Source organism: Nonomuraea sp. NPDC050451, from assembly GCF_044458585.1.
Genome location: NZ_JBITHZ010000005.1, coordinates 160,504 through 171,780, shown reverse-complemented (window position 1 = coordinate 171,780; position 11,277 = coordinate 160,504). Strand labels below are relative to the sequence as shown.

General features: G+C 72.5%; 10 protein-coding genes. 3 read left to right on the top strand and 7 right to left on the bottom strand.

What is annotated here, in order from left to right; translation table 11 throughout:
- Positions 1-197: 197 nt before the first annotated feature.
- From ACIBI9_RS19265 to ACIBI9_RS19240, 6 genes are all read right to left on the bottom strand, one after another.
- On the bottom strand, positions 198-1,400 hold the full coding sequence (locus ACIBI9_RS19265) for a cytochrome P450 (protein ID WP_397223486.1): 1,203 nt from the start codon (positions 1,398-1,400) through the stop codon (positions 198-200).
- A 327-nt stretch (positions 1,401-1,727) separates the two neighbouring features.
- Positions 1,728-2,573, bottom strand: coding sequence for a hypothetical protein (locus tag ACIBI9_RS19260; protein WP_397223485.1), 846 nt, complete (start codon positions 2,571-2,573; stop codon positions 1,728-1,730).
- A 393-nt stretch (positions 2,574-2,966) separates the two neighbouring features.
- On the bottom strand, positions 2,967-3,848 hold the full coding sequence (locus ACIBI9_RS19255) for a hypothetical protein (protein ID WP_397223484.1): 882 nt from the start codon (positions 3,846-3,848) through the stop codon (positions 2,967-2,969).
- A gap of 76 nt (positions 3,849-3,924) precedes the next feature.
- A complete protein-coding gene (locus ACIBI9_RS19250; RefSeq protein ID WP_397223483.1) occupies positions 3,925-4,983 on the bottom strand; it encodes a CU044_5270 family protein in 1,059 nt (352 codons plus the stop codon).
- The gene (locus tag ACIBI9_RS19245) at positions 4,983-5,567 is read right to left on the bottom strand and encodes an RNA polymerase sigma factor (protein ID WP_397223482.1); all 585 of its coding nucleotides are present in this window, start codon (positions 5,565-5,567) and stop codon (positions 4,983-4,985) included. The genes ACIBI9_RS19250 and ACIBI9_RS19245 overlap by 1 nt, the downstream gene beginning before the upstream one ends.
- A gap of 67 nt (positions 5,568-5,634) precedes the next feature.
- A complete protein-coding gene (locus ACIBI9_RS19240; RefSeq protein WP_397223481.1) occupies positions 5,635-8,340 on the bottom strand; it encodes a LuxR C-terminal-related transcriptional regulator in 2,706 nt (901 codons plus the stop codon).
- Between the two features lie 191 nt (positions 8,341-8,531).
- Between ACIBI9_RS19240 and ACIBI9_RS19235 the strand changes: the two genes are divergently transcribed.
- Together ACIBI9_RS19235 and ACIBI9_RS19230 are read left to right on the top strand one after the other, a co-directional pair.
- Positions 8,532-9,095 carry a permease gene (locus tag ACIBI9_RS19235; protein WP_397223480.1) on the top strand — a complete coding sequence of 188 codons (564 nt, stop codon included), beginning with the start codon at positions 8,532-8,534 and terminating at the stop codon, positions 9,093-9,095.
- Positions 9,096-9,108: 13 nt separating this feature from the next.
- A complete protein-coding gene (locus tag ACIBI9_RS19230) occupies positions 9,109-9,891 on the top strand; it encodes an alpha/beta fold hydrolase (RefSeq protein WP_397223479.1) in 783 nt (260 codons plus the stop codon).
- 13 nt (positions 9,892-9,904) lie between these two features.
- Here ACIBI9_RS19230 and ACIBI9_RS19225 read toward each other — a convergent pair whose 3' ends face one another.
- Positions 9,905-10,264, bottom strand: a complete 360-nt coding sequence (locus tag ACIBI9_RS19225; RefSeq protein ID WP_397223478.1) for a DUF2809 domain-containing protein — start codon at positions 10,262-10,264, stop codon at positions 9,905-9,907.
- A 117-nt stretch (positions 10,265-10,381) separates the two neighbouring features.
- Here ACIBI9_RS19225 and ACIBI9_RS19220 point away from each other — a divergent pair, with 117 nt between their 5' ends.
- Positions 10,382-10,969, top strand: coding sequence for a DUF3558 family protein (locus ACIBI9_RS19220; protein ID WP_397223477.1), 588 nt, complete (start codon positions 10,382-10,384; stop codon positions 10,967-10,969).
- Positions 10,970-11,277: the final 308 nt, after the last annotated feature.

The following is an 11,277-nucleotide window of genomic DNA, read 5'->3' as shown; positions in this document are numbered from 1 at the left end:
GGCCGCCCCCCCCCCCCCCCCCCCCCCCCCCCCCGGGGGCCGGGGGGGCGGGGGGGGCCGGGCGGGCGCGCCCCCCGGCGGGCGGCGGGCCCCCCCGCCCCCCCCCCCACGGCCGGCGGAGATGGACTACCAGATGAACCAGGCCTGCCGGTTGATCCGGCGGCCGGTGACCCGGCGCAGCAACTTCCTCATGGAGTTCACCTCCTTTCCTGACGACCGAAGGGGGTCCGGCGGAGTTGGAACGGGGGAGGGGTGATGATGCCCGCCACGTGGGGCTGTCCGCGACCGCCGCGTACCTCCAGACGGGCGCCGTCGGTCACGGCGGCGAGCAGGTCGGAGGCCAGGTTGCGGGCGACGACGGCGCCGGCGCAGGTGAACGGGCCGCCGCCGAAGGGCAGGTAGGGCCCACGGGGACCGGGGCCGTCCCACCTGCCGGGCCGGAACCGGCCGGCCTGCGGCCAGTGCCGTTCGTCGCGGTGCAGCAGATAGACGCAGACCGACACGCTTTCCCCAGGCTCCAACTGCACGCCGCCGACCTGATGAGCGCGGAGTACGGGGCGGCCCAGCAGCCACGCCACCGGCCACAGCCGCAGCGACTCCCGCACGGCCGACTCCGCGGGCACGGCCGCCAGGTCGACGCCGTCGGTCACGGCTTCCAGCAGCGCCCACGCGACCACGTGACCCACCGGCGCCACCGAGGTTCGGAACAGCAGCAGGTACACCTGCGCGAGCTGCGAGGCGGGCGTATCGGGCGGGGCGGCCTCGAGTACGGCGTCCAGCAGGTCGCCGGGCCCGCCGGACCGCGGATCGGCCCGGCGGGCGAGCACCTCGCCGGCGAGCGCCCGCACCACGCGCGCCCACAGCGCCCGCCGCGTCAGGCTCGCCAGCCGGCCGCTGGGGCGGATCAGGACATCGTTCCGCACCACCTGCTCCATCAGCTCCCGCAAGGGTGGCGGGCTGTCCGGCCGCAGCAGCGCCTCGGCGAGGAACCGGTACGCGGCGGCGTGCCCGGCCGAGGGCCACTCGCTGACCTCTCCCAGTTCCGCCACCACGGCGGGCAGCCGCTCCCGATGCGCGGCCAGGTGGGCGCGTAACGTCGCGCGGGCCGCCCGCCCGATCGCGACCTGCGTCTCCCTCGGCTCCAGCCGGCCGCCGCGGACGTGGAAGAAGTCGGACACATCGTCGTAGTGGCCCTCCTCGTCGTGCAGCACCCGCAGGGCCTCCGCCGGGTCGGCCACGCACAGCGACCCGTCGTCGGGCAGCCGGAACACCGGGCCCCGCTCGCGGGCCGCGTGCTCGACGAACCCCAGCGGGTCCCGGCGGTACCACCGCGCTGCCCCGCCCGGCCACGGCCGCGTCCCGCCGGGAGCGGCCCGATCCGGTTCTCCGACCGTCGTCATTCCCACCTGCCCATGCCATCCGAGATCTCGGGTGTACGCGCACGCCCGCCTGCCGTTATGCGGTTACTGCGGCTAGGACGACACCAAATCAGGAATAGTGCCGGTTAATAAGTGAACGGTGAGGAGTATCGCCACTGAATTTACAGAATTGGTGGAATCTCCGCAATGAATGCGTTGCGTCGTAATGGCATTGCTGACCGTATACGCCGTGCCTGACCTAAGCTATTTTGCTGTCAAAATATGTATCCGAGAGAGCGTGAAATGGCATTTCAAGGGCGTGCCACCGCGACCGGAGCCCGCCTCCGAGGGCCCGCTACGCGACGGGCGTCACGAGCCGATCGCCCAGGCGCGGGTGATCGTCTGGACGACGCTCGCCCCCGCGTGGTCGCCGGCCCTCGCGCGGAGCGAGACGTGGCCCGCGCGCGGGTTGGTCACCAGCGCGGTCCATCCGTCGCCGGCGCGTACGACGGGCACCGCCCGCCACGTCACGCCGTCGTCGGTGGACGCCTCCAGCGCGAGCTCGCGCACGGCCGACTCCGGCGCGCCCGGATCGCGCTCCACCCGGATCGGCACCCTGGTGACCGAGCCCGGACGCGCCCGGTTGGCCGCGTCGAGCCCGGCGGGCGCGAAGCGGACCGCCATCAGCGGCAGCCCCTTCCCCTCGTCCGTGTGCTGCGAGCGGAACGACCACACCGACTCCACCGCGGTGGACAGCGCTCCGGTCCGCTTGGCGGTGGCCGTCAGCGTGTAGGCCGCGGGCTCGGGCGGCAGCGTCGCGACGAGCGTGCAGCCCTCTTCGAAAGTGCACTCGGCGACCGGTGCCCGTGTCACGACCGTGCCCTCACGGGCCAGCACCAGCTCGCCGGTGGCGGCCTTGTCCATGCCGGTGCGCCCCGCCGCGGCGTCGGCGAACAGCCGCGCCGCGCTGAAGAACAACTCGTCTCCGGTACGGCCGCCGGCCGACGTGGCGAACGACGGGCCGGCCACCGCATCGTTCCACACCTCCCGGGGAGCCTGGGGCGCGATCTCGGAGGTGATCTCCCAGGTGCCGCTCCTGACGAGGGACATCCACCGCAGGCCGGGAGTGCGGTGATGGGTGAGGGTGCCGGGCAGCGGCACACTGACGGGCACGGTCGCCCATGCCGGGGCGCCCTCGGAGGCCTGCACGCCCACGAGGACCTCCGTGTTCTGCGCCGTCCCCGTCGCCCGGTACGCGGCGGAGGTCCGGGTCAGCTCCTTGACCCGCCCGGCGTAGCCGGGGTCCTCGGGCAGGCCGCCTTCGCGGGGGTCGACGAGGTCGTAGCGGTGGCCCGGCCTGGACCAGACGCTCCTGCGCGCACACGCCTGCCCTGCGCGGGCTCGACGCGATGGCCTGAGGCGCTCACCACGACCCTGTCCCCGGTCAGCAGCGTCACCGTTCCCGCGGCCGGGGGAGGAGCTCCGCCGGGATCCGGGGGAGCGCCTAAGAGTGCCAGCGAGAGCAGAACCTTGATCATACGCACGCCTTTCTGCCGCGTGGGGGCGGGCCGTTCGGGGTGCTACGAGCGGCCCGCCATTGCCGTCCGGTCAGATGATCTTCCGGTAGATCCGGGATGCGATCGCCTGGGCCGCGCCCTCCCTGCCGAACTCCTGGTAAACCCGCGACGTGATCTCCACGGCCTTGGGCGAGTAGGCGGGGTAGAAGGCCTTACCGCACTCCAGGTCCTTCAGCGCCGCCTTGATCTCCTTGGCAAGGTACGGCCTGGCCTCCGCCGGCTTCAGGTTCGGCCTGAAGATGATGGTCTTGCCCTTGGGCGCCTTGGGAAGTTCGCCCTTCCAGGCCTTCCTGGCGACCTCCGAGGCCTGCCGCACGATCTTCGTGTGGCTCAGACCGTCCAGCGCCGTCGGCCTGGTCTCGCCGACCCCCAGGCACGTGGCGAACTGCCTGCCCAGCCGTACGAGCTCCTTGTCCTGGTCGAGGACGCTCAGCGACTTCTGCTCCGCCGCTTCGAGCTGGTCGTAGAAGTCCTGCTGGGAGGTGACGGTCTTGCCCAGCACCTCCTTGACCGCCCGGGAGAAGCAGGCGTCGTCGGCGGCGCGCCACTTCTTCAGCTCGGCGGCCGAGAGCGACATCAGCGTCTTGTTGTTCGGGTTCTCCCGCGAGGTGGGGTTGACCACCTCATCCTTCGGATAGACATTCGGGGACCAGACGCCGAAGCCGTACTTGGCCCGGTACGTCCGCAGCGCCTGGAGGTCGCCCGCGAGCCGTTCCCGCTCCCCGGGCTGCCACTGGCGCTCGGGCGCCAGTGCGGCCACGTAGTCGAAGCCCTGCTCCGTCATGCAGGCGACGCGCTTGTCCTCCATCTGCCGCTGCTGGTCGTACGCGGCATCATCCCCCGACGGCAGCGAGGTGAGGCCGCCGAACGAACCGGCGAGCAGGGTGGCCGCGACGGCCTTGGCGATGAACATGGGTGTGCTCCTTCGTTCAAATGTGGGCATGCGAAACTGAACTCCCGGCCGAAAAGGCCGGATCTGGGGGAAGGTCTCAGCAGGGGATCTTCATGCGGGACGCCTTCGGCGACACCTCGGGCAGGCCCGGGACGAGATCGACGGCGAGCACGGCGGTGCCGGTCACCGCACCCTTTTTCTGGATGTACTCGCCGCCGGCAGGCAGCTCCACCTTTGCGTCCCTGGTGTTCACCGTGCGCTCGCCCAGGTAGCGATAGGTCTGCCGGTCGAAGATCAGCTCGGACCGCGTGCCGTTGCCCTCGTCCATGGCGACGGCCAGCCCGGGGCGGCCGGCGACGTCCACGGCGTCCTCGATGAGCACGATGCCGTCCAGCCCGGCGGCCACCTGGTACAGCGCGGCGCCCAGGCTGGGCCGTACCACGGACTCGCGGATCAGACCCTGGAGGGAGGACCAGATGCGCAGCGGCTTCTCGCCCGTGTCGGCCACGATCTTCGCGCGCACCTGGACGGGGTCCGTCGGCCAGGCGCCCAGCCGGGCGTAGGCCGGCTGGCCGGGGCAGCCCGACGACTCGGAGAGGATGTCCTCGACGCCGTGGTCCCAGAAACGCCGGGGCGCCGGTCCCGTGGCTGACAGGCCCTGCTCGCGGCTCAGCCAGGGCTTGCCCACGTCGGCGGCCTCCCAGCGCTCCTCGTTGGCCAGCACCTTGGTGTACTGCGTCGTGCCCGACTTGTCCTTGGTGTACAGGCTGCGCTGGGCCAGTGTCTTGGTGTGGACGTACTGGCCGCGGGACGGCACGGTGTCACGCTGGCCGGCGGCGGCCCGCGCGGCGAGGCCGAGCAGTGCCTTGGCGTCGGCCGGAGGCGCGGCGAGGAGGTGCCCGGGAGCGTTCGGGTCGGAGCCGCCCAGACCCACCTCGGTGACGATGATGCCGGCGGTGAGCGCCACCGCCATCGCGCCGACCAGGGCGACGCGCCGGACCGGCAGCGCGGCGGCCCACCCTCGGCGCGGACGGCCGGACGGGGAGCCTGGTGCCTCGTGGGCCAGCCGGAGGAAGCGGGCCCGCCCCGCCGCCGCGGCCTGCGGTGTGGGCTCCGGCTCCGCGAACACGGTCTCGATCAGTTTGAGCTCGTCCATCACCACTCCCTCATCGGGTTGACGTCGCCCAGGGCGGTACGCAGCTTCTTCCTCGCCCTGTTGATCCGGGACCCGACGGTCCCGACCGGTATGTCCAGCGCGGTAGCGATCTCCTCGTAGCCGAGCCCGCCGAACACGAGCAGGAACACCACGTCGCGATCGCCCTTCGCGAGCCCTTTCAGCTCGCGTACGAGCTCCGGCCTGCTGGCCTCGGCCGCGAGCTGCGAGGTCACCCGGTCCTCGTGCCCGTCGGCGGAGATCTCGGCCGGGACCTTGCTGAGGGCGTTCAGCCGGCGGCCTTCTCTGCGGCGGTGCCGGGCCACGACATTCGTCGCGATGCCGTATAACCACGACCGCACGGTGCCGCGTTCGGGGTCGAAGCCGCCTCTGGCGTTGAACGCGATCAGGAAGGCGTCCGCGACCAGGTCCTCGACCTGCTCGCTGCCGAGCCGGGCGGCCAGATATCGGTAGAGCTCGTTGAAATATCGGTCGTACAGGCGGGCGAAGAGATCAGGGTTGTCCATCGACCGCTCGACCACGGTGACGTCTTCCATCACGTCACTGGCGTCAGGTGGTGCAGCCATGGCGTCCTTTCGGAGGGAACTGTCACCCCGGAGTTCGCCGCTCAGCCGTTTTTCTTCACGCCTGTGGTCAGCCCAGGTCGAGGCGGGCGAGCTCGGTGCGGGTGGTGACGCCGAGCTTGGGAAACGCGCGATACAGGTGGTGGCTGACGGTCTTGGGGCTGATGAACAGCTGGGCGGCGATCTCCCGGTTGGTGACCCCCGTGGCGGCCAGGCGTACCACCTGCAGTTCCTGGGGTGAGAGCGAGGCGGCCAGGTCGGGGGCGCCCTGGGCGACGGTCTCGCCGGCCGCGCGCAGCTCGGCGCGTGCCCGCTCGGCCCAGGGCGCGGCGCCGACGCGTTCGAAGGTCTCCAGCGCGGAGCGCAGGCGGGTCCGGGATTCGTTCTTGCGGCGGGCGCGGCGCAGCCACTCGCCGTGGAGCAGGTCGGTGCGGGCCCGTTCGTACGGCCGGTTCGCGTCGGCGTGCGCCCGTGCGGCCTGCTCCCAATGCCGCTCCGCCTCCGCGTCGTCGCGGGCGAGGAGGGCACGGCAACGATGCAGTACGGCCTCCGCCCACGGATGGCGGGCCGCGGTGGCCCAGGACTCGAAGCGGGCGAGCGGGTGCGCGGCGCGGTCGGGCAGGCCCAGCCGTACGGCGGCCTCGATCTGGTCGGGAGCGAAGTAGACGGGCATGATCTGGTGCCGGAGCGGCCCGCGGGCGGCGGCGTCGAAGCGTTCCAGCGCGGCCTCGAAGCGGCCCTGACCGAGGTCCAGCAGGCCGAGCGCCCACTCGGCCCAGCCCACGATCGTCATCACCGGATGGGCGCTGCCGTGCGCGATCGTGCGCTCGGCGAGCTCACGGCAGTCCTGCTCCCGGCCCTGGACGGCGGCCACCATGGCCATGACGCTCTCGAAGTGCGCGATGCGGTGGGTCTGGCCGATGTCGGTGGCGAGCCGGCGTCCCTCGGTCGCGGTCGTCACGGCGTCGCGGAAGCGCCCGAGATACATCTGATGGATCGCCAGCACCGCCTGGGCGAGCGGCAGCAGCCCGATCATGCCGTCGGCCCGGCACTCCTCGATCGCCGAATGGCCGATGGCGAGCCCGTTGTCGAAGTCGCCCGAGATCCCGGCCAGCGAGCAGATGCTGATCCTCAGGGCCGTCATGCCGGAGGGGATCGCCGCGGCCAGGGCGATCAGCTCACGGAACGGCGGCAGCGCCCGCTCCAGGTCGCCGGCCAGGAAGTCGGCCATCGCGCGGGCCGCCCGGACGAACCCGTCCAGCCCGTCCTGCGGCGTCAGCGACAGGGCGGAGAGCCGCGCCGCGGACTCGGCGACGGCCGCCGGATCGCTGAGGTACCAGGCGTTGCGCACCGCGTCGAGCAGGAGGAGCGCCGCGCCGTTGCGGTCCAGGTCGGCGATGGAGGCGGCGCCGTCGAGGAGGATCCGGTGGGCGTCGTGCACGGCGCCCCGGTCGAACGCGATCCGGCCGCGCAGACCCGCCAGCCGGGCCAGAGTCTGCGGGTCGTCGCCCAGCCGCCGCGCCTGGTCGGCCAGGACCTGCGCGTGTTCCAGGGCGCCGGCGTCGGCGTCGGCCTCGGCCGACAGGGCCAGCCGCCGGGCGCGTTCGGCCAGGCCGGGGGTGAGCCGGGCGGCCCGCTCCAGGGCCGCGGCGGCCGCGGCGTGGCCCGCGCGTTCGCGGGCGCGGCCGGCCGCCTGTTCGAGCGCGGCGGCGATCGGCTCGTCGCGGCCGGTCGCGGCGGCGGCCAGGTGCCAGGCGCGGCGGTCGGCGTCCTGTTCGTCGTCGAGCACGCCGGCCAGGGCGCGGTGCACGGCCAGGCGCTCGTCGTAGGCCGCCCGCCGGGCCGCCGCCGTACGCATCAGCGGGTGGCCGAAGGACAGCCGCCCGCCGGTGGTGGACAGGAAACCGGCGCGCTCGGCCGGGCCCAGGGCGGCGGCATCGACCCCCAGATTCCCTGCCGCGCGCACGACCACGTCGAGATCCCCGGCGTCGTCGAGAGCGGCGACCAGCAGCATCGTCTGGCTGTCCGGCGGCAGGACGGCGATCCGCGCTTCGTACGCCTCCTGGATGCGGCGCGGCAGCGGCAGCGGCTCCTGCGCGTGGTGCGGCGAATCGGGCATCCGGGGCAGCTCGATCAGGGCGAGCGGGTTTCCGCCGCTCTCGGCGAGGATCCTCTTGCGCACGGCGGGACCCAGGCCAGGCGCCTGCTCGCGCAGCAGAACGTCGGCGGCCTGCCGGTCGAGCCCTTCGACCCGCAACTCGGGCACCCCGGGTGCGTGGAAGGCGTCCCTGGCCGCGAACAGCAGGGCGATCCCCTCCGAGTGCAGCCGCCGGGCCGCGAACAGCAACGCCTCGGCCGACGACCGGTCCATCCACTGGGCGTCGTCGACCAGGCAGAGCAGCGGGCCGTCCTCGGCCAGCTCGGTGAGCAGCGACAGGGCGGCCAGGCCGATGAGGAACCTGTCCTCAGGCGCGGTGGCCAGGCCGAACGCGCCCTCCAGCGCCCTGGCCTGCGGCGCCGGAAGCCTGCCGATCCGGTCGAGGGCCGGGCGCAGCAGCAGGTGGAGCGCCGCGAACGGCAGCTCCGCCTCGGTCTCGATGCCGGTACCGCGCAGCGGCCGCATGCCCTCTGACGACCGGGCGGCGTGGTCGAGGAGCGCGGACTTGCCGATCCCTGGCTCGCCCCGCAGGATCAGGCTCCCGCTGCGGCCACCCCTGGCCTGCGCGATCAGCGCCTCGATCGCCGCCTGCTCCCTCTCCCGTCCCCACAGCACCATCAGAATGTAGCGTCCCCCGCCACCAGACAATCGTCCGATACCGGGCGGACGCTCCCGATCTCTAACGTCGTACCGCCGAGCGCGCAGACGTAAGGAGAAACGTGGATTTCTTGCTCTTTTTACTGTTGTTCGTCGTGGTGTGCGGCGGGCTCGACCACTGGGCCACTCGGGCGCCCAAGGGAGGACGCTGAATGTTCGTCGGACACTTCGGGCTGGCCGCCGCGGTCAAGGCCACCCAGCCGCGCGTCCCGCTGTGGTCGCTCATGCTCGCCACGCAGTTCCTCGACGTCGTCTTCGTGGTGCTGTACCTGGCGGGCGGGATCGAGTCCTTCCACGCCGTCGCCCCGGGCACCTACGGCGAGGCGCTGATCGACGCGCAGTACACCCACTCGCTGCTGGGCGCGTTGCTGCTGTCGGCGCTGTACGGCGGCCTGGCCGCCTGGCGGTGGGGCCGCAGGGCCGGGTGGGTGCTGGGCGCGGTGGTGTTCAGCCACTGGCTGCTCGACCTGCTCGTCCACCGCGCCGACCTGCCCCTGCTGCCCGGTAACGCCGGCGACCTGCCGCTGCTCGGCCTCGGACTGTGGCAGGTCCCGTGGGCCACGGCCGTGGTGGAGGGGGTGCTCCTGGTGGTCGGCGCGGCCCTGTACTTCCGCTCGGTACGGGAGCGCGCCGCGACCACCTGGCGGGCGATGGTCTCCGGCGGTGCGATGGCCCTGCTGCTCGCACTGGGGCTGATCGTGGACGTCCTCAGCTAAGGAAGGTGGCGACATGTTCGTTGATGTTCCGGGCGGCCGCCTGGCTTACGACTCCGTCGGCGAAGGACCGCTCGTCGTGTGCGTACCCGGCCTGGGGGACACCCGCGAGGCGTACCGGTTCCTGCGTCCGCCGCTGGTGGAGGCGGGGTACCGGGTGGTGACGACGGACCTGCGGGGCCACGGGGAGTCGTCGGCGGGGTGGGACGACTACTCCCAGTCCGCGGTGGGCGGCGACATCGTGGCCCTGCTGGAGGAGCTGGACGCGCCCGGCGCCGTCCTGCTCGGCAACTCCTACGCGGCGGGCGGCATCGTCCGCGCCGCCGCGGAGGCGCCCGAGCGGGTGGCCGGCATCGTCCCGATCGACGGCTTCATCCGGGCCATCCCCCTCAACGTCGCCGTCCGCGCGCTGCTGAGGCTGATCGCCGCCTCCCCGCGGCTGTGGAGCCTCTACTACGCCATGGCGCACCCTACGGCCAAGCCCGCCGACCTGGCCGGACACCGCGCGATGCTGGTGGCCATGCTGCGCGACCCGAAACGGCGCGAGGCGATGCGCACCATGCTCCTCAACCGCGAACTCGACGCCGAGCAGGCCATCGACCAGGTCCGCTGCCCGGCCCTGGTCCTGATGGGCGCCAAGGACCCCGACTTCCCCGACCCGGCGGCCGAGGCGCAGACCCAGGCGTCGCTGCTGCGCGGGCAGGCCGTCGTGATCGACGGCGCGGGCCACTACCCGATGTCGGAGTATCCCGAGCGTACGGCCGAGGCCCTGCTGCCCTTCCTGAAGAACGCGTTCTGATGGTGGCCCGGCATTACGCCGAATCCCGGGTGGCCCTCCGTAGCCAGAGCGCGTGTACGGTCCAGGCCGCCGCCGCGCCCACGGCGTACCAGAAGAGGTCGGGCGGGTTGAACGTGCTGCCCAGCAGCGGCCGCAGCACGGCCGGGATCTCCCCGAGCTGGGCGAACTCGATCACCCAGCTCGCCCCGGCCGCCAGCACCGCCGCCACCCAGGGGCGCACCCTGGGGAGGATCAGCACCACGAGCGTGTAGATCAACACGGTGTAGAGGGCGTCGCCCGCGTACTTCGACACGGGGCCGTCGAACAACGCGCGCACCCCCAATCCGGCCGCGACGGTCAGGACGGCTGCGCAGAGAACGGGTAGGCGGGACATCCGATCACGTTAGTGGACGTCCCGACGCCTGGCGCCCTCGTCGCGGGTAAGCAACTCCGGCCGGCAAGGGCGGGATGCGCGGGACCGGTCCCGGCGCGGCGCCACTACCGTGCCGATATGCCGCGATTCGATCTTGATCGGCGTCCCCGGGGCGGGCACTCCCGCCGAAAAGCAGGACTGGTGCCGGTACTTGTCGTGAGCCTGCTCAGCGCCGGGTGTTCGAGCGGGCAGGCCGGTCCGCGGCCATCGTCCCCCCATCCGACATCTTCGCCCTCCGCCCCCACCTCCACCGCAGCGCAGCTGAGCAAGTACACCCAAGCGCAGTTGGCGTCGCGGCCGTGCCTCGCTCTCGACGGGCACGACCTCGCGGCCCTCGGAATCAGGGGCCGGGGGAAACAGGAGTCCGGCAAGCACGGGGCGACGTGCGTGTGGAATGTGGCGGGCCAGAACGTCAGCCTCGCACTGGATCTACCACTGTCCTACGCGCGGACCATGACCAAGAACGGGCGCGTCTCGCAGGTGCCGGTGGGGCAGCACAAGGCTGTGCAGGCCGAGTTCCAGGGGATCTGCTTCATCTTCGTCGCGGTGGACGACGTCGATCGCTTGATCGGCACGACGACCATTCCGGACCCCGGGGTGTCGCAGGATGCAACGTGTCCCGCGGGGGCTTCGGTCGCCGCTGCTGCCCTGACCCATATCCGATGACGTCTCAGCTTGCGCGTGGTCTGCGGCGCATTGTTCGCAGTCGGCCAGAGCTGCGCCTGGGGCGGCGAGAACATCGACGAACCGCACCTGTACGTCCTCTTCCAGCACCTCGACGAGGCGCCGGAGGGACGCCCGCTCACGGTCGGAGGACGCCCCCGCGGCGGTGAACTGCCGCCCCGCAGACGAGGCCGGCGCTCTGCTCGGGCCCAGCCTGCCGACCTGCGCGGCCGACGTCGAGTACGGCGAGGCCGGGCCGACCGCCAAGGGCCGTACCGAGGTGGTCTCATGGGGAGTCACCGGCGATTCGT

Bases quoted from the DNA above. Each gene is read 5' to 3' on its own strand.
- ACIBI9_RS19235 (WP_397223480.1), top strand. From the start codon at position 8,532: ATGTTCGTCGGACACTTCGGGCTGGCCGCCGCGGTCAAGGCCACCCAG.
- ACIBI9_RS19220 (WP_397223477.1), top strand. From the start codon at position 10,382: ATGCCGCGATTCGATCTTGATCGGCGTCCCCGGGGCGGGCACTCCCGC.
- ACIBI9_RS19255 (WP_397223484.1), bottom strand. From the start codon at position 3,848: ATGTTCATCGCCAAGGCCGTCGCGGCCACCCTGCTCGCCGGTTCGTTC.
- ACIBI9_RS19240 (WP_397223481.1), bottom strand. From the start codon at position 8,340: ATGGTGCTGTGGGGACGGGAGAGGGAGCAGGCGGCGATCGAGGCGCTG.
- ACIBI9_RS19265 (WP_397223486.1), bottom strand. From the start codon at position 1,400: ATGACGACGGTCGGAGAACCGGATCGGGCCGCTCCCGGCGGGACGCGG.
- ACIBI9_RS19230 (WP_397223479.1), top strand. From the start codon at position 9,109: ATGTTCGTTGATGTTCCGGGCGGCCGCCTGGCTTACGACTCCGTCGGC.
- ACIBI9_RS19245 (WP_397223482.1), bottom strand. From the start codon at position 5,567: ATGGCTGCACCACCTGACGCCAGTGACGTGATGGAAGACGTCACCGTG.
- ACIBI9_RS19225 (WP_397223478.1), bottom strand. From the start codon at position 10,264: ATGTCCCGCCTACCCGTTCTCTGCGCAGCCGTCCTGACCGTCGCGGCC.
- ACIBI9_RS19250 (WP_397223483.1), bottom strand. From the start codon at position 4,983: ATGGACGAGCTCAAACTGATCGAGACCGTGTTCGCGGAGCCGGAGCCC.